Origin of the sequence: Bacillus sp. HMA207 (genome assembly GCF_003402455.1) — a bacterium.
Classification (GTDB): Bacteria; Bacillota; Bacilli; order Bacillales; family Bacillaceae_G; genus Bacillus_A; species Bacillus_A cereus.
Window position 1 is genome coordinate 2,242,197 of the sequence record NZ_BEZT01000001.1, and the last position, 22,667, is coordinate 2,264,863.

A 22,667-nucleotide genomic window follows, 5' to 3' on the forward strand; every position below is an offset into this window, starting at 1 on the left:
GAAGAAAACTACACCTATATTTTAGGTGTAGTTTTCTTCTTCATTTTATTAATCAGTTCTATGTACTGAGTATCACCATATCCGATTGTTGGAAAAAGATAAAACAACTTTGTTAATAATTCTTGATTTGATAAACCTTTATTTTTAGAGATGAATTTCATTACGATATTATCTTCTTTTAGCATTTCTAAATATAAATCTATAGCTTGATACATTACAGGTGGTACTTTATGATAAGTCTTTTTATGGTTTACTAATACTTCATTGTATATAGTAGAATAATCCCCCAATTCAAGTTCAATTTGATTTACTTTAAATTCATCCTCCCTGAAACTATTTAAGTATACTTTCCCTTCATAGCACGACTGCTCAAGGTATGAAAGTAAAGTAAGTAGATTCATTTGGCAAAACATATCTTCACCGAACCATAAAACAATACATTTATACTTTTTCGCAAATAGATTTTCTAACGGATCTATAACCTTTTTTATATAACTTTCTACTGAACTGTTATGTCCTTTCGCTCTTGTTTTAATAAACTCTTCATTAAAAACTTGAGTAGTAGCCGAGTTCACACACATTGCCTCATTAAATGGGGCATAATCAGAATCACCCATTAGCTTTTCGTTTTTAAATTCTTCATACATAACTTGACCATTTAATATGTTAAGTACCTCTTTATCAAATAGCTCACATTTCCTATTTCGTAACTGCTCAACCTCTATTTTTCTAGAAATATTCATATTAAACGCCCCTTCTTTATTTAAATTTAGTTTAACAAATGATTGAATAGGCATTTTGTTAAGTTGATATTCTCTTGGATTAATTCCAAAAACATTTTTACATATTCGATTTAGCCGTTCCTATTTATAGTGCGATAGAATATTCATTTGCTGGAAATGGGAATATCGTTGACTATGAGTATTCTTTTACAAAAGCACTATTTGAAGGCTACCAAGAGGAAAATGAACTACCAAAAGAGATGATAGACAAGTTTCCATTATTTATTAAATTAAAGGAGATTTTTGAATATAGCTTTTTCATTATTTCCCCTGCGTTTATAACGCTTCTTTAATGATGTTTATAATGTTTTGTTTCGTTTGACTTAAATAATTGTTATTTTTAGTAGAAATTAATATACCAATCAGGATTTTAGAATTAAAGTTCTTAATCTTAAAAGATAGTATTTCTTCATTCAAAATTGTACCTTTCGGGATAATTCCTATCGCATTTTCAAAAAGCATTTCTGGAATGAGGTTTAAAGCACTACAATTGTAAATTCTTTTAAAAGATAAATTGTTTTCCGCCAAGAAAGAACTTACAGATTGATAGGAATAACAATTACTTTCTCCTACAATAACTGGATAATCTATAATATCAAATGCTTCAACGAATTCTTTTTGTAACAAAGGATGCTTGGGATTATTCACTACAAATTCAATCTGTTCATCACATATTGGGATAAATTTTACCTTTGATTTATTTTCATTATTTCCGCACACCGCAAAATCAATCTTATTATGTTCTATCATTTCTGATAAAAGTGCTGTATTTCCCACTACAAAATCACAATGTATATATGGTTTTTCAGCATTTAAAAACTTTAATATTATCGGTATTAACCTTTTAGCAACGGATTCTAATAGGCCTATTCTCAAACTTCCTTTCTCTTCATTACTAATACGTTGTGCTTGAGTTATAGAATATTCCCAATGTGTTAATAAGTTTTCTACTTCCTCTGCAAAAAGTTTTCCTTCTTCTGTTAATCTTGCATCCCATCCTCTTTCAAATAACAGAAAACCAATTTCATTTTCCAGCTTTTTCATATGTGTTGTTACTGTTGATTGTGCATAGTTTAATTTTTTAGCAGCTTGTGAAAACGTACCTTCTTCAATAATTTTTTTAAATGTAAGTAACTCTTTTATTTCCATTTCATACACCAACTTCATCGATTTTATTGATAATCAGTTAATATATTTTCAATTATACAAATGGAAATATTAGAAGTAAAATGAAATAAAAAGGAAAGGAGTCATCTACTATGCCATTTGTCACTGTTTATCATCCTGAAAAATTATCCGATAATAAGTTATTAAAAAATGTAAGCAATCAAATTCACCATTCGTTAATTGAACATTTCAATATTCCTGAAAATGATTATTTTCAAATGTTTTTACCTTATCCTTCTCATCAATTTTTTTATAATTCATCTTATCTTTTAAAAGGTTCGTTAAAACGATCCAATAATATGATTTATATTTCTATTACATGTGGACCTGGAAGAACAATTAATCAAAAAAAAGATTTATATAAAGCTATAGCCACTAGTACGGCTAATATTTTACAAATCTCTACTGCTGATGTTTTCATTACACTACACGAGACACCTATGGAGAATTGGTCATTTGGTCAAGGAATAGCTCAAATGTTAAATCAACATAATAACTAGATTTTAATTTTCCTTAAAACAAAATAAACTTACCGCTTTCTATAACTATATAGAAAGCGGTAAGTTTATTTTACTAGGAATATCGGAATGAAACTCTGATGTATGCACAATTGAAAATGTATATCCTTGCTCAATAAATGATACTTCATTACGTTTACATTCAAATGATACACTATTTTTCTTAAAGTTATTTTGGATTCGCTGTAAAAATGCGACGTCTGGTGTTCCGAAAGAAACGTGTACTTTCGGTGATAGAGCTTTCATCGCGATTGGAATCCAAGGTCGCTGCCACCAAGTCGCGACGATATATGCAGTGCCACCTATAACAAAGTTAAAAATATCCCCATCTTCCATCGTTTTCATATTTAGATTTGATTTTAACCATTCCGTAAAAACAGGTACACTTTTAACAGGAAGACCAATTTCCCTTACGTATAAAATGTTTAAAGGTGAGTGTGGTACTAATACATCCTCTTTAACATAACTATGTGCGATAATTTCGAGTAGATTTCCATCTCCGTCTTTAAAGTATAAATTGAATAGACCATTCTCTTCACCAATTACATTTCCATTTTGCCATTTTACAATGAGTAATCCAGAGTCCTTTAACCATTTTGCTGTTTCATGGAATTTTGAATATGGGATTTCAAAAGCAAAATGTGCAGGTGCGATTGGTTCATACACTTCTTGAAAACTAATTGTTGTATAAGGTGTTACTTCAAATTGAATGAAGGATGCTGTTTCTTTTTTTATTGGAAAAGATAATATGTCCCTATAAACTTGTTTTACCCCTTCTATGGAAACCGTTTGTAATTTTATATCTAATATATGTGTAATCACGTTACATTCCCCCTTGTTTCTTATTATCTATTCGTATTGTATTACACTTATAAATAGATAAAATCAAACGGAAGGATGGATTTTTCATGTAGAAACTACAACTTTAGTATGAATATGTTAGCTCCAATTATTTTTTATTTCTGCTATAACAATTTCTGGTTTATCCCAGTGCAACATGTGTGTAGTATCAGGAATTACTTTTACTATACTGTCCGTTTTCTCTTTAAAAACATTTACTGTCTTATCTCTATAATCCGCCCAAACTTGTGGGACTGTAGCTCGAAGTAATACAATATTAGCCGGTAGCTTCTCATATATATCTATAGTTTCATCTTTATGCATACCTCTTATTATATTACTAGCTGTATTTCCCCTGGCATGCCACCATACTTTATTATCCATTTCGATCCCTAGATCCTTTACAGCAACTTCTAACAATGAAGACCACCTAGTATAAGCTGCTTTTTCACTTTTGAAAAATTCGTCCCAATTATTAAAAACGTATTCATCAAAGTCTTTTTCATAATAAGCCATTTCATCTTCCAACGTTTCTTCTTTAAGCCTTTTTGTTTGATATCCACCATCAATAAGAATACTTCCTTGTACTTTTTCTGGATGATTTAACAAATAAAATAACGCTACAAAACTTCCCCATGAATGTGATAGAAAATAGAAGTATTCGATTCTCAATTCATTTATTATTTCATTTAACCAATTTGCTAAATTGTGCATCTCATAATCTTCTGTTCTTTCAAATGGGGGTGTTTTACCATGTCCAGGTGCATCAACGGAGATAAATCTATACTCTTCTTTTAATTCCTCAGCAATTTCTATAAAACTTAAACTCGTACTACCTAATCCATGTAAACAAAAGATAACGGGCTTGTCATTATTCCCCCATTCAGTAATATGTACATTTATTTTTTCATTGCTAATATAGTAACGTTTCAAAACATTTATCCTCCATATTTTGATTTTTTAATTTACACTTTATTTATTTCTATTATTTTCAAGTATTTCCTGTATTCTTTTCCACACAAAAAGCTGCTTTTCTTTAAATGAAAAGCAGCTTTTACACTAAAATATATTATAATTTAACAGCAATAATCATAAATCTTTTTGAATTCGTACGAATCCCTTTTTCAAAACTATACGTATCAATGAACTTTTGTAAAATAGTAAAATCCTCTTCCTGTTCTCCGAATCTAGGAATAATAGGGGTATGTTTTAATAAGAAAATGAGATCTTCAGGCGTACTGTAATAATCAGTAACATCATATTCGCGTACTTGCACGAGATCAAATCCTGCACTAATAAGTTCATTCATATACTTTTCTTTTAAAGTACCATCCCGTTCACCTAAGCATTGCCCTCTACCAAATGCTTCTTTCAGGTTTAATTTATCATTCTCACTTACTTGTTGTGTTAAGAAAAAGGCACCCTTTTTCATTACTTTCGCTAACTCAGATGCCAGAAACGGGGCATGACAACTTGAAGCAATATCAAAATGTGCATGTGGAAATGTTAAAGCTTCAGAACCCATTTGAAGAAACTCAACATTTTGTACACCTGATTTTTTCAAGTTAGAATGTGCCGTTGCAATCATGCCGTTAGAATTATCAATTCCAATCAACAATTTAGCTGATGATGCTATGTTAAGTACATTTTCTCCTCCCCCTGTACCAACATCAAGTAAAATATGTGATGGTTTACACCTTTCTTTTACCTCACTATAAAAGTCCCATGTATCTCCTACAGTTTCACATTTTATTTTACTAAAATCCCATCCATTTAATCTTCCTACTTTATCATAGAAGCTTTTATACTCTAATTCGTTCATCTTATTACTTCCCCTTTGTAAAAATAAATTAAATATGTATAATAACCTACGACACTCCTTAATTATATATTATAAAATGCAAATTATTAAAACAACATTTCACTTCGTACTACATTAAGTTTACATAACAATTTTATAGTTTATCTTTAACTATATGTTCTAAATGTCCTCTTCCCCAACTACACATACTATTCAAAACAGTACTGACTGTTTTTCCATGCTCAGTTAAGCTATATTCTACTTTAGGTGGTATTTCTTGATAAATTTCGCGTTTTATTAGTTGATCTTGCTCTAATTCACGTAATTGCTTTGCTAACGTCCCTTGAGATATATCTGGTATTAATCTCTTTAATTCACCAAAACGTTTCGTTCCATCTGTTAGCAAAATAAACAAAATGAGTGGCTTCCATTTCCCACCGATTATTTGTAATGTTGCTATTACCCCTTTTAACTTCGGTTCTTGTAAATCCATTTTTCTCACCTCTCCTCAGATATCATAAAGTGAAACTTTAATCAGTGGGGGTTTTGTTCATCCCACACTGATTATTAGTTGAACCAATCGGGCTTTTACGGGCAGTTGATCTCTTACCTAACTTCCTTGCATTTTCCTAACTTTGAGGTGAGAGTTTTACTGCCCGTTAATGCGGGATAAACCGTATTTAGAAATTTTTCGTATCACTTATCCGCATAAATAGCAATTAGTACGAAATTTGCGACTATGTACATATAAAGTGCGTACTTTTCACTTGCTCCCTTTTAGCGAATAATAAAAGCATAGCACAGTTAGTTATATTCTAAATTTTTTATTAAAGGAGTGGCTAAAATATGTCTATTACTACATTAAAAAATAGCCGTATTGTTATCATTGGCGGGAGTTCTGGTATTGGATTAACAACAGCAACACAAGCAATTAAACAAGGCGCACATGTTATTATTGCCGGACGCTCGGAAGAAAAATTAAAAGTTGCTCGAGAAGTAATAAATAACAATCATCTTCAAACTTATATATTGGATAATCAAAATAAAGAGCAATTACAAAATTTTTTCAAGATAGTTGGGAACTTTGATCATTTATTCACACCGGGAGCCTCTTACACACTTGGACCGATTACCTCTACAGAGGAAATTGCTGAAAGTAGCTTCATCGGAAAGTTTTGGCCTCAATATTATGCCGTAAAATATGCAATTCCTTTTCTTTCAAAATCTGGATCAATCGTGTTAATGTCCGGTGCATTTAGTCAAAGACCACTTAAAGGCGCACCTGCTTATGGCGCTTGCAATGGTGCTATTGAAAGTTTAGGGAAAGCTTTAGCTGTTGAATTAGCTCCTTTAAGAGTTAATGTTGTTTCTCCTGGAACAATACAAAGAGAAAATGAACAAAATGAACATAGACTAGTTGCTTATGAAGCTTATAAATCTCTTTCACTTGTACAACGAGCTGGATATAATGATGAAATTGCACATACTGTCCTATATTTAATGCAAAATAGTTTTACTACGGGTAATGTATTATTTCCTGATGGAGGGTACACATACCATTAAATTATTTAAGAGAAAAGCCCCTTATTCCGGTGGATTTTGTTGCTAATGTAAACATTGCTGAAATTTCCAAAAAGATGGTTGCATTTCTTTATTACCAACAGGTTGGTTTTTAGAAGATTCATTAAAGGAATCCATTATAATCCGCTCATTTTGTACATTTGCAAATTCAATCGTGCTAGTAGTTGACGAATCAAATCAAGAAGTAATTTATCTTGATATTTATGGATAAGTTTATAAAGAAAAAAGGCATATAAATAATGCCTTTTTTCTTTATCTTCATTTAACTGGATAACAAACTTCTGTAACCCACTTATTAGGATCGGATTCCATCGCTGGGCTCACATGATAAATATTAAACATCGGGCCTGCTAATTTGTAACCCTCTGTCTCAATCCATTTTGCCGCAGCCTCATTTACAGCTGTCATCTGTTCATAACTTCCATTAACTGTTATAGAAGCTACATTAGTCGATTCCATATTTTTAAATGTAACGTCTTTTGTATTTTCGTGCTTACCTAGAATACTTAGCTGTATTTCTATATCTACATCATTTTCTTTGTATTCACGATCATGGAAAACCGCAATACTATAACTCGGTTGGGCAATACTAATATTTTTCATTTGAATTTCTTGCATTAATACACTCCATAAATCACCTTCGCAATTATACGATGGAATAATCTTTCTAACACTAGCTACAGTTCTTTCTGGAATTTCTTTTATTGAAACATGATAATTCATCTCAACAACATCCTCTCTCATCGTTTTCATTGAGTCTTCGAGGAGACGTAATTGTTTTTGGAGGTTATTCATGTCTTCTTTAATTTGAGCACTACGATTTAAAAATTTCTCTTTTATGGTATCTATATTATCGCATTCTATTATTTCTTTGATGGTAGCAATATTAAACCCCATAGCTTTTAACGTTTGAATTTGATTTACTTTTTTTAATTGGTCTGCTGAATAAAATCGATATCCACTCTGCTCATCGACTTTTACTGGTTGTAGTAATTCCACTTTATCGTAGTGTCTCAACATTCGTATACTAATGGAAGATAGTTTTGAAAAATCCCCTATTTTAAACATGATTTCCTCCTATAAGTTACATCTACTTTGAAGCTCAACTTTATCTTAAACAATGACATTGTGTGAGGGTCAACTATTTTTAACGATTTAAATAACAATTTAACATGTTATATTTATATAATTAAAAACCTATATTCCTGTTTTTATGACTACTGCAATTGACAATCCATCACTAGTTATTTTTCTCAAGACATTCATAAACCGCCATCATATCTCGTTTATCCAACTCACGTATGCGATTGAAAATGGGTATTTGTCCAACAGCTTCTGTTAATAAGCTTTCATTCACAACATCACTTACTTTTCCAGTTAACCACGTTTGTACATCCACGCCCTCGACAACTTCTTTTAACCCTTCGTCATTAATACCACTTGCATTACAAGTTACACATGGAATTGTTAGTTTAAAGACACCATCATGTAAATTATCTTCGGTTATCACTTTCTTACCTTTACAAAATGGACATGGATTACTTTTTTTAATTTTATTAATTTGGGTAACTAATTTTTTGTATCCAAACGCTTCGTATACATACGTAAGTTTTTTATATTTACCATTTGTGAAATACTTATCTATAATGGTTTCTCTCGTTTCATAAACATTAGGGAAATCACAAACAGTTACCTGATTATTAACACTAATGGATTCGATATTTCCTTTTATTTCGCTCCAGAATGGTAAGACATTTTGTAACACCATTTCATAGTTTGAAAAGCTTGCTTGTTCTAATTCAAACATTTTCAATGCAACTTGTGCTTTTCTTGGCAATAAAGAAACATCTTCCGTCAATACCATATCGCCACCAACAATAGACTTCAATTTAACAAGTGCCGGTAAATCACCAACTATTTTCAATACTTTATTAATAGGCTGATTGATTATTTCACGAATATCTACGTTACCAAATTTAAGTGGTTTATGATGATTTAAAACCGTCCCCTCACAAATTGGACATTTCATCATTTTTTTTGAACTCTTAATTTCTTCTTTAATAGGTGCTTTTGAAATAACAATATATCCACCAATAATTGTATTAAACCCTACCCATGTTCTGCGTGTCTTTCCTTTTTTATCATAAAATGATTTTTCAAAATATCCGTACCAAAACGTATGCTTTTCTTCTTCTGACATATCATTATAGCTCTTTGACAAATCGTGACCAAGCTCATTTTTTATTTCTTCGAATAGAAATTCTATTTTTTCATGCTGATAAAATTTTAATACCTTCATGATTTCTTGATCGAATAGCCCATCCCAAAATGGAACACTTTTATCTTGAATGGCAATATCTTTATCAAAAACTTCAATTTGAAGACGTCCAGAACAAGATGGACAATGATTGTCCTGTGAATAGAAATCAAAACTTCTCGTATCTTTATTAATTGGATGAGCAGCTACAATATGATTAATTAATCCACCAATCTCATATAAGAAACTATATTGACTATATAAATGTCTTTCAAGATCAATAGCAATAACAGGTGCGATTGTATCAGATTCATATTCACCATAAATTAACCTAGCCATTGATGATAAACTTTTTAAAATACCGCCCTTATAAACATTTTCGGCATTTTTAAAATAGTTAATATGATTTTCTTCTAAATAGTGAACTCCTTTTTTCTGCTTAAGCATTGAAGAGATATTTATTTTCTCTGTGCTATTCACATTACTTTTTTGACGATAGTAATCCTCATGTTTAACAACATCCAAATGCTCTACAGATTCATTCTGCCTTTTTCCAAAATCAACTATATAATCAGAGCTTTCTAACATGTAACGATTATGCTCAATCATAATGATAGAAACTGATTCATCTTGCAGAATACCTCTAATACTATCGATAAATTGATTTAAAATATTTTGTGATAAACCTTTTGAAGGCTCATCAAAAATGAATAATGTATGTGGATTTCTAGTGTTTGCAAATAATTCCGAAACTAAATGAACACATTGAAACTCACCTGTCGATAATGTTTGTGTTTTTCTCTCTAATGTTAAATAGCCAAGCCCTAATTTAATTAGTAAGCTCAAACGTTTATAAGCGATATCTTCATTTGGAAGTTCATCAATAATATCCTCAATCGAGCGCTCAAAAATATCATCAATGTCTTCACTATACTTTGTGAGTTTCTTTTTAATATCTAGGAAAGTTGCTACAGTTGATCGACTTGTAATTGATTGATTTCGGTCTTGTCCTACCATAACTAATTTATCTTTTGGATATCGTTTTAAAAAATCTGTAGCTAGACATTCGTTGACAAGTGTAGATTTCCCACATCCCGATTCTCCTGTAACCGTTACAAGCCTGTTTTTAGGAATTTGAAACTCCGCCATTTGGATATTACGGCAATATAAATCATAGAATGTATAATATTCTGTTGGTATTTCTTTATTTCGCTCCCACAGTATTGACTTTGGTCTTGGTGATTCTTTCACAATTTTCCCGCCATATTTTCCGCTACCAGGTCCAAAGAACAATTGCTCATCAGTTGTATCTAGTACCGTATCTGAATGATCAATAAGCCAAATTTGATTTTTACACCCTAATCGTTTAATCTCTTCTAAAATTTGTAATAATGTTTCATGATCAAGTCCAACTGAAATCTCATCAATAATAATTACAGCATTTTCACTTACTGCCATGAATTCAGCCAAATAAAGTCGTGTTAACTCTCCACCTGACAACGTACCCATAATTCGATTTAATGTTAAATAACCAATGTTCATATTAATAATATTTTGCAGTATATGCTGTTTTTCCTCACTAATATTTAATTGTTTTGCTAGTGAAAGAATAGATTCAACACTTAAATCATTAATATTTGAGATTGAATGTGGCTTTTCCAACAAATCAATTTCATATTGTTCAATTTCTTCACTATAACGTTTTCCCTTACATTTTTTACACTCAACATTTTTTGTAGTACCACGGCCTTTACAACCAGTACACCAGCCTAATTGATTATTAAATGAAAAGACCTCTGGAGAAAGATTAAATACTTCAGCAAGTTTTTCCCGAACCTCTGTAAAAACACCAGTATGAGTACCAATCGTTGAACGCGGATTAGACGAAATCGATGATTTTCCTAGAAAAAGTACTAATGGCATTTCTTCCATCTTAATAGCACTAAAATTTGTTTCCATAATGTTAGGAAATAAATATTGATATTCAGCCTTTGGTAATAAAGAAACTAATCGTTTTTTTGACTCTTCACCAATTGTTTGGCAAAAAGTTGTTTTACCCGATCCAGATAACCCAGCAATTCCAAACGATTTATTAAACGGTATAGTTGCATCTAATTTATTTATGTTATTAGCAATTAATTGATTTACTTTCATATTAACCTCTATTCTTATTTATTCACAAAAGCATTTTTAAAATATAATAATTACATAATGAATATTACCTATTATACAATTATCCTCTCACTTCATGAATCTTATCCTTGTATATTTCAAACCATTGTTGCCATTCATCTTTAGAAAATTCTTTCTCTTCTCCTTCTAAAACAGAAGAAAAAAGATTTAAACAAATATGCCAACCAGCTAAATCCCTCGGTGTATGATCTGTTAATTCATGAATGTACTCTTTAAGGAATAAAAGAGTACCATTTTCCTCTTTATGTATTTCAAATCGGACACGATCTTTATCCCAAGTAAATTCAAGTACTGAGTTTACTTGACATTCTAAAATATCAATGTTTATGAATGAACCGTTCATCATGTCGAACTTTATTATTCCACCCGTTTTAAGGCTTTCAATCTGTAAATTGGACATCCATTTTTTCAGCTTACTGTTTTCTGTTAATACAGACCAAACTTCTTCTGCCGTATATGGAAATTGGCGTTCAAATTTCACAATATATCCATCATTTAGTTTCCCAATTTCAGCTATCATTTTGATTGCCCCCTTATATAGAATATATGTTCTCATTTCATTTTACACGAATATAAATATAAAATAAATATTTATGTCAACGAAGTGTTAATTTAAAGTGAATGACGCTGAGAAAAACTTAAATATTTTCTAAATCGAGTTATATAGTATTGAAAATTAAATATAGATTTACGTACAAATAAAAAAGCCGCATTTGCGACTTATGAAATCATAGGATTAACTCCTGTTTTGTTGAATGATTAACGCTTAATCGCATCGACAATTAGCGATGGAAAACCAAGTTTATCGCCTTTATTTCTAGAATCATACCTTTTCGAACGGAAAATAACACCGTCGTTTGCATCCCATTCGTTGTAATAAAACCGACCATTTTCATCACAATATTCAAGTAAAACTACCTCGAATCCAGCAGTTTCAAACATTTTCGTTAATGTTATATAATTATGAACGATTTTATGACTTGCTGCTGGATGATCTTTCGGACCGGGTCCCCCTATTTGAACTATATTTTGATATGCCTCATCCTGAAAGAATGCATCAGGGACTCCGCACCGAATATGACCAAATGGTTTTAAAAATTCATAACAAATTTCAGCTGCTCTTACACCTTCTTCAAAAGTAAGGTGTTCCCATACATGCTCAGCTAAAATAGCTGAAATAGAGTTGTATTCAAATCTTCCTTCCCACGTAGCTTTGTAAGTTAAGTTCATCTTCTTGCGTTTGAATCCAACCTGGATTATTATTAAACACTCCAGCTCCGACAACTACTTTAATTTCGTCTTGTTTTATCGCCACCATGTTTACCTCTTAAATATTTTAATTCATTAATATATTCTATGTTTACTATTATCCTTCCTCCTTCAAAATTTAGTAACATGAGTCCAGTACAATACCGAACTCATGTCCTAAAAACTCTCTAACGCAGCGATCTGTCTAACTCTATAAAATTAGTTCATAATATACGATTTTTCTTACAGAAATATAGCACAGCAAACATTAGCATAATACCAATTACGTAAAAAATTGTTGTTCCGCTCCCACCAGTATTAGGAATTACCCAATTATTCTTCGCATTTTTCACTGTTATTTTTTGTGTCTTTACTGCTTCTGTAATTTCTATTTCTATTGGATCCCTAAGTAACATATATCCGTTTGGCGCTTTTATTTCTTTTATCGTATATTTTCCAAGTACTAATTGACTGGAAATCACCTTTCCTTTTTCATCCGTTGTTAATCTAGCCACTTCTTTACCCTCTTTATCTAAGACTTGAAATATAGCGCCTTGTAGTTTTAAATTGATATCCTTATCATCAACTTTCTCAATTTCAAATTGTCCAGTCGGATCTGGTAATTTCTTATTTCCTATTTTAATTTCTACTACTGCATCTTTTTCTACTTTTACAGTTATTTTTTCTTTTAATAATTCGTAACCTTTAGGTGCTTCTACTTCCACTAAGGTATAGTTTCCTATTGGTAAGTCTTTTGATATTACTTCTCCTTCTTCATTTGTTACTAGTTCTCCAACTATTTTTCCTTTTGAATCTTCTATATGAAACTTTGCCCCTGCTAGTTTTTTATTTTTATCACTTATGTCTACTTTCACAAGCTTTATTTTCCCCATTGGATCTGGCAATTTCTTATTTCCTATTTTAATTTCTACTACTGCATCTTTTTCTACTTTTACAGCTATTTTATCTTTTAATAATTCATAGTCTTTTGGCGCTTCTATTTCTACAAGGGTATAGTTTCCTTTTGGTAAGTCTTTTGATATCGCTTCTCCTTCTTTATTTGTTACTAGTTCTCCAACTATTTTTCCTTTTGAATCTTCTATATGAAACTTTGCTCCCTCCAATTTTTTATTATCATTATTACTATCAACTTTTTTTATTTTTACTTTTCCAGTACTAGGCTTGTTCCAATGTTGCCAGTTAAATTTGAAATTGTGAAATTCAAATCCACCAGTTTGTTGTACCGCGCCGACAAATGCTTGTCCATTAATCGAGCCGCCTTTTGTTTCTAATACAGCATTTGGGGCAAACACACTCCCAACGACACCATATCCCTCTGTTGTAATTTTTTTCGCATTTGGAAAAACCCAAATCACTTTCCCGTATAGCTCAGTAAACGGGGAATTAGGAGAATATGGTTGTGATGTAGGAATTATATCTGTAGCCCTTCCAATATTGTTCGTGTCATATAGAATAGACCCATTTTTAAATGTAACCTCTGTTGCATCCGAATGCATAACAATAAAATCTTTGTCCTTAGCATTTGGTAAAAATACATCCCTTATATCTAAATTAATTTTCCCTGTCAATTCTGATGAAACATAAATATTAGGATTGTTTATATCTTTTCCGATTCCATGACTCATATTTGGAATTGGGGTATTTGTTTTATATTGACCTGTATTTTTACTGACTTGGTTCACTATATTGCGAAATTCATTAAATTTCGCGTCAATTTCTAGTTTTTCTTTATAAACGATACGATCATAAGAGGATTGTATGATGCGATCTGGATCACTCTCTTTTGTCATTACTACTATTCCGTTTTGAATGATAAAAGATTCTTCTCTTGATTTCTTAAATTTTCCAGACAATAACAAGGACGGATATCCCTCATCAACCCATTTTTCACCTACTATATTAGATGTTCCCGCTGCAGCACCTACAATTGTATACCCCGATGCATCCATATCACCTTGAACTGCAATTGCTCCTTCAATGTCGCCACCTATTGCTTTATGGTTACCAAAGACAACAGCATTATAGCGCGATATATCACCTAGACCTTCTAAGTTTGTCGTGGATCCATATACTTCTTTTGGTACATATATGACAAAACTTACACTTAACATTAACAAAACAATAAAATGAATACTTACCAGCTTTAATCGTAGCCTCAATTCCTTTGTTCCCACCTTTACCGTATTTTTTCTATAGTCGAATAAAATGACATATTCACCAATGAGGATTTACTTCATCCTTTCTATACTTTCTATACTTTCTTTACTTATCTCTGAATTTCCGGTCCCACTTCCCATTAATGCAGGATAAATAAATACATTCTATCGAGTTAACCTTTTCTTATAAATTACGACTAGAAACACACATAACAATAGGATTGGAACTATTACAGTCCACTTATTAAACATAAATATCTCTGTACTCACTTTTTGTTTTTCTTTCTCGTTTAACTCCACACGCACACCTCGAACTAGCAACCTATTGGTGTTTACTCCATAAGGCGTACACGTAATTAAAGTTGTATAATCTTTATTTTCTACAATTTGTAGATCGTCCGTTTCGTGTGGTAACACTACTTTAATTTGATCTACTTTATAAGCAAGAACTTTGTCTAAAGAATGAATATAAAAAAGATCTCCTTCACTCAACTTATCTAAATCTGTAAATAATTTTGCTGATGGTAAACCACGATGCCCTGTTAAAATAGTGTGCGTATTTTCTCCACCTATCGGGAGCGAAGAAAAATCTAAATGACCTATCCCGCGGCTCAATACTTCCTCAGATGTCCCTTGATAGATTGGCAGTTTTATATTAATTTTCGATATTTCAATATACCCCATTACATCTCCTAAATTTAACGCATCAGCATATGCTTGATGATTACTTTTTTTTTCAGAAAATGGATCAGTAAATGTTTTCGTGGAAGTGTGAACTTGTTTATTATATTCGGCTGCTTCTTTTTCCCTACGTTCAACTTCTTTCTTTTGTAGCGCTTTGATCTTCTTATCGTAAGAGCTAATCTCAGAATAATGTGCACGAGTCGCCAACCAATTACTAATAGTAGGATATAAAAAAACACCTAATCCAAATAAAAAAATACCTCCCAAAACAAGATTTCGTTTCATATTTCCACCTCTGTATATGCTTAAATATCGAAAAGAGGGAAGCATTTTGCTTCTCCCCTTTTCCCATAGTTACATGTTCCTAAAATCTTAATTATTAGCAAACTTTTTTCTAAAGAAAACAAATGCCGCTGTAACCATTAACGTAAGGCCTATTACAGTAAAAAGAGTCGTTCCTATGCCACCCGTTACCGGAAGAACCCATCCACTTTTATTATTTTCAATCGTTAATTTAACCGTTTGATTATTTTCACTAATCTTTACATCAATGGGATCTTTTAATAATTGATAAGAAGCTTTTGTACCATCTTCTTTTGTATATGTTGGTGCTTTCGTTTCAAAAATTTGATAGTCTCCATATGGAATGTTAGACCATTTAATAACACCATTTTCATCTGATACACCTGTTACTTCTTTTCCTGCTACAACAACTATTTTTCCATTTTTATCTTTAAGTACAAACTCTGCACCTTTTAATTTATTCTTATTAGCACCATCAATTTTTGTTAACTCAATTATTCCAGTTGTCGGAACAACAACTACAGGTTTAGATTCCTTTTCTCCAATTACATCATTTTTATTTGTAAAATCAATTTTTGCTGTATTTAAAATTTCCGAACCAGATGGTACTCCTTCTTTTACTTGAGATTTAATTTGCAAATGAAATTCGTTTTTACCATCTAATTTTGTGAAATCTTTTACTGTAGCTGTTACTTTTTGACCTTCTATAGCTACCTCTACAATGCTTGCATTTACTTCTGCTCCATCAATTTTCACGATTGGCTTTCCTTGAATCACTAAACGATCATCCAAAGTATCTGTTACCACATATTTTTTGTATTCCTTAATGTCTTCTGGAATTAATGTTTTAATATCATAATTATAATTAGTTAACGGATTGATTGGTAACGCTTCCAATTTTCCGTTAATCTTTTTATCAATTATTGGTTCTTCATAGTTTTTCACTTCTAATTTAACTACTGTACCAGAAGTAATAGTTCCATCTTCATTAATTGTTCCGGAGTTCTTAACAAAAAACTCACGTTTAGTTGGATCTATTACATAGCCTTTCGGAGCTTTTGTTTCTTGGAAATAGTATTCTCCATACACCAATCCTTGCACGCGAATATGACCATTAGCATCTGTTACTAACTCTTTTTTCACTTCTATACCGTCTTTTTTAAATAAAGAGAATACTGCACCTGCTAATGCTTTTTCATTTACACCAGTTTTTATTAAATCCACTGCACCACGTTTAACCTCATTTTTAGGATACATGTGAACATCATAGTTTAGCACCTTACCCTCTTTATTCGTTAATGGGATATCCACTGTATACGTATTGGGATTTAGATTAACATGTGGAGGTCCTGCCACTTCTTTCACCTCATAACGTCCTAGCGGAAGATCTTTTAATACAGCTTGTCCGTTATCATCTGTTACTACTTGATTTGGAGTTGCTCCCATTACAGGTTTCACATCTTCTTTCACGATTTTCCCATCGTTTGAAATTTTTTCAAAAGAAGCAACCCTTTTCACTTCAAACGTTACACCTTTTAATGGTTTCGCATCTTTTGGCACCTCTTGATTTGCAGAACCTTCACCTTCTAGTCCCTGCGCTCCATCTTTTTCTTGTTCATACTTATGAATCGTTAAAGTACCTTTAGATGGTGAATCTGCCTTTACTAATACACTAGACCATGTAGAAAATGTTAAGAATAACACTAAAAGCACACTAAATATTTTTTTCATTTCTCTTATCCCCTTTACTACTTCTATCATTTTAAAAATTTCTTTATTACTATTACCTTCTTAAAAGCAATAGTGTGCCAAGTATCAGATTTAAACGAATAACATAAAACATAGTCGTCCAACAATCCATTGTTTACAATCACTTATTCACTTTTCTTATCTTCTATTATTACGTTGTCTCTCCACATGATATATGTAATTTTCTCCCCTAAATTACACTTATATCCCTATTTCAAGAATCATTACATTTGTTACATAATAGCTTTCACTGCTAATTTTGACTAGTCACTTACTGTCAATCTATTCATTTCTCACTTCCTATCCCTATTTAAAATCCAATCTTAATCATTTTTTAATACATATAAGTAATAACCAACAAATAAGTGTGACGATTCATATTTTACGCTACTGTCCAAAACTATTACCTGTATATTCAAATAATATGTGCTGTTCATGTTAAATTATGGTATTATTCTTAGAAGTTTATAACTTTTATTTATATTTTTTATTAATAAAGGTTTTCCGTTTCTACTTATGAAAAAAGGAATATATGTTTATTTAACTATTACGCATTACTGTAAGGAGGAAGAATATGACTAAAAAGCTCAGTCTAGTTGAGATAGAGTACATTTGCAATATGTTTTTCCAATCTTTTGAAATTCCAGTTTGTTTTTTAGATTGTAACAAAAATATTCTTTTAGAATTCACATCAAAAAATGATTCACACTTGTTGTATACATCAAAAATAGAACAGTTACATGTGCTTTTTCAGAGAAATGATACATATAATTCCCCCATCTTCAGAACTCACGAACATCTAGGGCACTTTATTTTAATTCACATAAAGAGCGATTATATGGTGAACGGTACTGTTATTATCGGGCCCTTGGCACATGTAAATTTTTCTACAAGTAAAGCGGATAGTAAACTTAATTTTATTCCAAATTATAAAAGAACAAGAGACCATTATTTTTCATTGTCAGTCAAAGATCAAAATTTCTTTGTAAATATAGCAATATTGTTCTATAACATTCTCTATAAAAAAAATTCAGATGTAAGCACATTTTCAAATAACAGTGACTCACTTCATATAAGTCATAGCAGAATCTTAAACGAAGATGTATATATTTCAATGCAAAAAGACGAATCCATTTATCATAATTTATATATAGAGCAGCAACTACTTGGTTCTATAGAAAACGGGGATAAAGAAACCGTACTCAAATATTATTACGAATTCCAACAAGAGACTCTTTCATCTTTATCTTCATTCCATCAATTAAGACGTCATAAAAACATTTGTATTTCATCCATCACGCTCGCTACTAGATATGCGATAAAAGGGGGACTTCCATCTGGGATTGCTTACAAAATTTATGATTTATATATTCAAAGAACAGAAGATTTAAAAGACAAAGAATCTGTTTGGGATTTATTAAAAAATGCTTTTTGTACCTTTGCAGACCGTGTAAAGGCACAAAAAACACAGCAACATTCACAGACTATTGCTATTTGCAAAAACTACATTTTTAAAAACATTTACAATCCAATATCTGTTAAACAACTTGCTAAATTTGCAAATGTGAATTCAGATTATTTATCTATATTATTTAAAAAAGAAGTCGGTATTTCATTAATTGAGTACATTCAACGTGAACGAATCGAAGAAGCAAAGAAATTATTAACTTTCACCACCTATCCTTTATCAGACATATGCGCTTCGCTTAATTTTAGCGATCAAAGTTATTTTACTAAAATTTTTAAAAAATTCACCAATGAAACACCTGGTAAATATCGAAAATCTCATGTTGTCATTTAGAGTGACACTTCCATTAAAGCAAAGTGTTTTCAGTAACTTATCAATGGCAAATTAGAAGTACTCCTATATTCATGAGCTATAGGATTTATGCTATTTTCAAATCAAAAAACACGTTACTATTCTCATTAAAATAAAAGAATAGTAACGTGTTTTATATGTAATATAGTTCTGTAGACAGAATAGTATCCAACTGCAAATTTTTATAAAAGCCAAATGTACCGCTTAACTATTAAAATCTTAATAAGTAAAAAATCCATATTTCGTTTTATTTACTTTCTACTTTATTTCTTTTGAATACTGAACTCTTTTCTTCAAACGAATAATCCCTACTATTATTTTTGTATCTTTCTAAATTTGCGAACAAAAGTGAGTACTGTGCCTGTAATAATCATCAATATGCCGATTGCTGCACTGTTAGTTGTACTTACACCCGTCTTTGGAAGCTCCTTATATGTATATTCTTTTTTATCGCTATTATTGTTATTTGTCTTATTAGTAAGGCCATTAGCTTTGCTAGTTTCTTTATCTTTCACTAATACTTTTTGTATTGTATTTACCTCATTACCCATGGAATCTCTAACACTATATATTATTTCATAAGTACCAGCTTTAGTTGTATCTATAGTTCCTTCATACGCTACTTTAGAAGTAAGGTCACCGTCCTCTTTATCAGTAGCTGATACCCCTACCAATGGATCAAATTGAACACCCTCAGTAATTGAAGTTGTAGCAGGTACTTTTAGTATTGGTTTATCATTTTTAACTTCTTCTCTAACTTTGACCGTTACAGTTTGCTTCGCCGTTACTTCATGACCTTTAGAATCTGTAACCGTGTACGTTAATACGTAAGTACCGGCTTTAGTTGTATCTACTTCACCATCAACTTTGATTTTAGAAGTGAGATCACCGTCTTCTTTATCGATAGCTAATACTTCTGCCATTGGAACAAATGAATCTCCCACATGAATTGTCGCTCCAACAGGCACTGTTAATTTAGGTTCTAAATCTGATGTTTCTCCATTTCCCTCTACAATTACAGTCTGTGTTGCCGTTGCATTCCGCCCTTGAGAATCAACAACCATGTATTCCACAATGTATGTACCTGGTTTTGAAGTATCTACATCGCCTTTATGCTTTACTTTATTTGTTAAATCACCATCTTCTTTATCAACAGCTTTTACATTTCTCATTGGATCAAACGTATCACCTACACGTAGTGTAATCGTAAACGGTACAGTTAACTCTGGAGCTTGGTTTTCTGCTGTTTTTTCGTTCTCTTTCACCGTTCCTGTAATTTTTGCCGCATCAAAAGCATTTTGGACTGCTTGAACTTCAATTGAGTTCGCTCCATATTTATTAGTTGCCACTTTAAGGCATGCCAATTTCAATTCAGAGAAATTAGAAGTCATATTTAATTCATCAGTATTTGCATAATAGAAAATATCAAACATTCTATCTTCACCAATACCATTTACATTTACACCGTTATGAGTACCACCTTGTGCCATTAAATACGCAACTTTATTAATAATACTTGAGTTAAAATGAACGCCTCCATAATCCTCTCCATTTAAATCATTATATTTACTATAATCATCCGGATACGGTAGTCCTTCTGAAAAATTAATTGCAGTTGGATTTTTCATATTACGAAAAGTCGATCCAGTTTGTTCTCCTATTGTCCAGTTAAATTCCCCATTATTTATGTATTTCTCTATAGCCGTTCCCATAATATCAGATAATGCCTCGTTAATTGCCCCAGATTCTCCTGAAAATTCAAGGTTAGATTCACTTGATGTAACTGCGTGTGTAAATTCATGACCGGCTATATCGAACGCTTTTACCATGGGATCTCCATATAAAAGCATACTAATGTTATTAATATTAGTACTAAATGCATTCTCCCAATTTTCAGGATCATTTGTTCCTCCAGAATCCCATGCATGTACAACTGAAACTACTTTTTTTCCTTTATTATCAAAACTATTACGCTTATATTTTTCTTTATAAAAATCGTATACCTTTGTTGCTAAGAAATGGGCGCTTACCGCCTTTGGATCATTAAATGTTGTTGAAGCGCTAGTTGCTAGTATACCAGGATAATAACTTTCTTCATTTGTAATATCTCTATAATTTACATCATATGTCTCAATTCCTTGCCCTCTTGTGTAATCAGCAAGCGCATAATTCCCACTGGTCTGTTTAGAAATACCAAATGTACGAGTTACGCCTAAATCATCTTTTCCTGTTCCAGTTAATGATGTGAAATTGCTAGTTTTATTTTCCTTAACGGATTCAACATACTCTTCACTTATTTTCAAACTTGATTCTTGTACCATATCTTTTAACATTTCACCATTATGAGCATTCACTAAATAAGTTCCAGATACATAATTTGGTGTTGTAGCAGCAAATGTAACTTGATATGCATTGCTAGCCTGCCCATGATTTTCATCAACAAAAATAACTGCCTTAACTTCTGGCTCAGAAATAAATTTAGTATCGTTTCCGTACTTTTTATAAATATATTGTTTTGCTTCTTCTTTTGATAAATTAATAGGTTTCTTTAAATCTTCTTGTGTTAAATTTTGTGCGCTAGCTCCTGAAATGCTTTTAATAATACCTTTTTTATCTACGTGAGCAGTCAACTGGTGGCCATATACTTCTTTTCCTTCATATATTTGTTGCATGCGCACAAGTGTAGTTCCATCATAAGAACCACGTTTTTGAAGAACCTTGTAATCTACTCCTGTTTCTGCACTAACTTGTTTTGGAGACAAAGAATGCTCCGTATTTTCCTTAAGTGCATCTTTCACTACATTCTCTGGTGCCTTTTTTGATGGTTGTGTCAGATCACCTGTACGGAACGAATCCTCTTGAATTTCAACTTGCATTTGACCAGGTTCCTCTGCATGACCTACTCCATATGGTGTTACACTTGTTAAAACGAATCCTGTTGTTAATGCAACTATAGCTATTTCTTTTTTATTTCCCATGATATTTACCTCGTATAAATTTCTATTATTTATATGAAACTGCTAAAATGTATACAATCTATTCCTAACATAAAAAGATGACTTTTGTAATCTACAAAAGCCACCTCTTCAATATGTAATATCCCTAAAATGTTTTTAATACATAATTTCTATACAAACAGAAAAAAGCATTCATTAACGAGCATTTTGCAATACTTTTATTAGGTCATTTATATTTTCAACTTTCTGCTGAAACTGATCAAGTCTGCTATGTAACAATGAAGGATTTTTATCTTCAGTTGAAATAACTTGTTTTAATTCGTTTTCTAATTTATCATACATATCAAAGAAATTATCAAATTCTACACTTACAAGCTCTTCATTTTCGCGATAGAATCTTTTTGCTTCTATATAAGTCATATATGATTTATTTAAAAATCCTAATGAAATTAAATATTTAGAAGTGTTTTCTTGATAAATAGCAATATCACACGCTATTTTAATATCAGAATAAGTCTTTTGAACGAGACAATGCAATTCAAAAATCTTAAACTTTAATCCATTATTCATTTCATCCCCTCCCATCGTATC

The 22,667-nt window shown here is 31.5% G+C and carries 17 protein-coding genes and 2 pseudogenes; 4 read left to right on the forward strand and 15 right to left on the reverse strand.

The window, feature by feature from the left end; all coding sequences use genetic code 11:
- Nucleotides 1-14: 14 nt before the first annotated feature.
- Complete coding sequence (locus HMAS_RS11790) at nt 15-848, reverse strand: AraC family transcriptional regulator (RefSeq protein ID WP_232288597.1); 834 nt, start codon at nt 846-848, stop codon at nt 15-17.
- Here HMAS_RS11790 and HMAS_RS11795 point away from each other — a divergent pair.
- A pseudogene (locus HMAS_RS11795) lies at nt 827-1,036 on the forward strand (aminoglycoside phosphotransferase); the annotation flags it as partial. The gene HMAS_RS11790 and the pseudogene HMAS_RS11795 overlap by 22 nt on opposite strands.
- A 22-nt stretch (nt 1,037-1,058) precedes the next feature.
- Here HMAS_RS11795 and HMAS_RS11800 read toward each other — a convergent pair.
- Nucleotides 1,059-1,931 (reverse strand): LysR family transcriptional regulator, encoded by an 873-nt coding sequence (locus HMAS_RS11800; RefSeq protein WP_000403094.1) that lies wholly within the window; start codon nt 1,929-1,931, stop codon nt 1,059-1,061.
- 110 nt (nt 1,932-2,041) lie between these two features.
- On the opposite strand from HMAS_RS11800, the gene HMAS_RS11805 reads away from it, so the two are divergent.
- Nucleotides 2,042-2,449, forward strand: coding sequence for a tautomerase family protein (locus HMAS_RS11805; RefSeq protein WP_001117407.1), 408 nt, complete (start codon nt 2,042-2,044; stop codon nt 2,447-2,449).
- A 45-nt stretch (nt 2,450-2,494) separates the two neighbouring features.
- Here the strand turns inward: HMAS_RS11805 and HMAS_RS11810 are convergent, their stop codons facing one another.
- The 4 genes from HMAS_RS11810 to HMAS_RS11825 all read right to left on the reverse strand — a co-directional run bounded on the left by HMAS_RS11810 (nt 2,495) and on the right by HMAS_RS11825 (nt 5,601).
- A complete protein-coding gene (locus HMAS_RS11810) occupies nt 2,495-3,289 on the reverse strand; it encodes a VOC family protein (protein WP_000627903.1) in 795 nt (264 codons plus the stop codon).
- A 117-nt stretch (nt 3,290-3,406) separates the two neighbouring features.
- Nucleotides 3,407-4,240, reverse strand: a complete 834-nt coding sequence (locus HMAS_RS11815; RefSeq protein WP_000833444.1) for an alpha/beta fold hydrolase — start codon at nt 4,238-4,240, stop codon at nt 3,407-3,409.
- Nucleotides 4,241-4,376: 136 nt separating this feature from the next.
- On the reverse strand, nt 4,377-5,129 hold the full coding sequence (locus HMAS_RS11820; protein ID WP_001003872.1) for a class I SAM-dependent methyltransferase: 753 nt from the start codon (nt 5,127-5,129) through the stop codon (nt 4,377-4,379).
- A gap of 133 nt (nt 5,130-5,262) precedes the next feature.
- Nucleotides 5,263-5,601 (reverse strand): winged helix-turn-helix transcriptional regulator, encoded by a 339-nt coding sequence (locus HMAS_RS11825; RefSeq protein WP_000365530.1) that lies wholly within the window; start codon nt 5,599-5,601, stop codon nt 5,263-5,265.
- Nucleotides 5,602-5,954: 353 nt separating this feature from the next.
- Here HMAS_RS11825 and HMAS_RS11830 point away from each other — a divergent pair, with 353 nt between their 5' ends.
- Entirely contained in the window at nt 5,955-6,671 is a 717-nt protein-coding gene (locus HMAS_RS11830; RefSeq protein ID WP_044306957.1) for an SDR family oxidoreductase, read from the forward strand.
- A 276-nt stretch (nt 6,672-6,947) separates the two neighbouring features.
- Here HMAS_RS11830 and HMAS_RS11835 read toward each other — a convergent pair whose 3' ends face one another.
- The 7 genes and pseudogenes from HMAS_RS11835 to HMAS_RS11865 all read right to left on the reverse strand — a co-directional run bounded on the left by HMAS_RS11835 (nt 6,948) and on the right by HMAS_RS11865 (nt 17,282).
- On the reverse strand, nt 6,948-7,757 hold the full coding sequence (locus tag HMAS_RS11835; protein WP_044306958.1) for a MerR family transcriptional regulator: 810 nt from the start codon (nt 7,755-7,757) through the stop codon (nt 6,948-6,950).
- Nucleotides 7,758-7,929: 172 nt separating this feature from the next.
- A complete protein-coding gene (locus HMAS_RS11840) occupies nt 7,930-11,100 on the reverse strand; it encodes an ATP-binding cassette domain-containing protein (protein WP_000867761.1) in 3,171 nt (1,056 codons plus the stop codon).
- A 79-nt stretch (nt 11,101-11,179) separates the two neighbouring features.
- The gene (locus HMAS_RS11845; RefSeq protein ID WP_000559840.1) at nt 11,180-11,659 is read right to left on the reverse strand and encodes an SRPBCC family protein; all 480 of its coding nucleotides are present in this window, start codon (nt 11,657-11,659) and stop codon (nt 11,180-11,182) included.
- 239 nt (nt 11,660-11,898) lie between these two features.
- Nucleotides 11,899-12,457: pseudogene (locus HMAS_RS11850) on the reverse strand (class I SAM-dependent methyltransferase).
- A gap of 154 nt (nt 12,458-12,611) precedes the next feature.
- The gene (locus HMAS_RS11855; RefSeq protein WP_063264101.1) at nt 12,612-14,567 is read right to left on the reverse strand and encodes a SpaA isopeptide-forming pilin-related protein; all 1,956 of its coding nucleotides are present in this window, start codon (nt 14,565-14,567) and stop codon (nt 12,612-12,614) included.
- Nucleotides 14,568-14,729: 162 nt separating this feature from the next.
- Nucleotides 14,730-15,533, reverse strand: coding sequence for a class C sortase (locus HMAS_RS11860; protein WP_078385459.1), 804 nt, complete (start codon nt 15,531-15,533; stop codon nt 14,730-14,732).
- Nucleotides 15,534-15,620: 87 nt separating this feature from the next.
- Complete coding sequence (locus tag HMAS_RS11865; RefSeq protein ID WP_162871151.1) at nt 15,621-17,282, reverse strand: SpaA isopeptide-forming pilin-related protein; 1,662 nt, start codon at nt 17,280-17,282, stop codon at nt 15,621-15,623.
- A 592-nt stretch (nt 17,283-17,874) separates the two neighbouring features.
- Here HMAS_RS11865 and HMAS_RS11870 point away from each other — a divergent pair.
- Nucleotides 17,875-19,101 (forward strand): helix-turn-helix domain-containing protein, encoded by a 1,227-nt coding sequence (locus HMAS_RS11870; protein WP_025709581.1) that lies wholly within the window; start codon nt 17,875-17,877, stop codon nt 19,099-19,101.
- 332 nt (nt 19,102-19,433) lie between these two features.
- Here HMAS_RS11870 and HMAS_RS11875 read toward each other — a convergent pair whose 3' ends face one another.
- The gene (locus HMAS_RS11875; RefSeq protein WP_025709582.1) at nt 19,434-22,097 is read right to left on the reverse strand and encodes a M4 family metallopeptidase; all 2,664 of its coding nucleotides are present in this window, start codon (nt 22,095-22,097) and stop codon (nt 19,434-19,436) included.
- A gap of 174 nt (nt 22,098-22,271) precedes the next feature.
- Complete coding sequence (locus tag HMAS_RS11880) at nt 22,272-22,646, reverse strand: hypothetical protein (protein WP_001059022.1); 375 nt, start codon at nt 22,644-22,646, stop codon at nt 22,272-22,274.
- Between the last annotated feature and the right edge of the window lie 21 nt (nt 22,647-22,667).

Bases quoted from the DNA above. Each gene is read 5' to 3' on its own strand.
- HMAS_RS11800 (WP_000403094.1), bottom strand. From the start codon at position 1,931: ATGGAAATAAAAGAGTTACTTACATTTAAAAAAATTATTGAAGAAGGT.
- HMAS_RS11805 (WP_001117407.1), top strand. From the start codon at position 2,042: ATGCCATTTGTCACTGTTTATCATCCTGAAAAATTATCCGATAATAAG.
- HMAS_RS11820 (WP_001003872.1), bottom strand. From the start codon at position 5,129: ATGAACGAATTAGAGTATAAAAGCTTCTATGATAAAGTAGGAAGATTA.
- HMAS_RS11825 (WP_000365530.1), bottom strand. From the start codon at position 5,601: ATGGATTTACAAGAACCGAAGTTAAAAGGGGTAATAGCAACATTACAA.
- HMAS_RS11830 (WP_044306957.1), top strand. From the start codon at position 5,955: ATGTCTATTACTACATTAAAAAATAGCCGTATTGTTATCATTGGCGGG.
- HMAS_RS11835 (WP_044306958.1), bottom strand. From the start codon at position 7,757: ATGTTTAAAATAGGGGATTTTTCAAAACTATCTTCCATTAGTATACGA.
- HMAS_RS11840 (WP_000867761.1), bottom strand. From the start codon at position 11,100: ATGAAAGTAAATCAATTAATTGCTAATAACATAAATAAATTAGATGCA.
- HMAS_RS11845 (WP_000559840.1), bottom strand. From the start codon at position 11,659: ATGATAGCTGAAATTGGGAAACTAAATGATGGATATATTGTGAAATTT.
- HMAS_RS11860 (WP_078385459.1), bottom strand. From the start codon at position 15,533: ATGAAACGAAATCTTGTTTTGGGAGGTATTTTTTTATTTGGATTAGGT.
- HMAS_RS11865 (WP_162871151.1), bottom strand. From the start codon at position 17,282: ATGAAAAAAATATTTAGTGTGCTTTTAGTGTTATTCTTAACATTTTCT.
- HMAS_RS11870 (WP_025709581.1), top strand. From the start codon at position 17,875: ATGACTAAAAAGCTCAGTCTAGTTGAGATAGAGTACATTTGCAATATG.
- HMAS_RS11875 (WP_025709582.1), bottom strand. From the start codon at position 22,097: ATGGGAAATAAAAAAGAAATAGCTATAGTTGCATTAACAACAGGATTC.
- HMAS_RS11880 (WP_001059022.1), bottom strand. From the start codon at position 22,646: ATGAATAATGGATTAAAGTTTAAGATTTTTGAATTGCATTGTCTCGTT.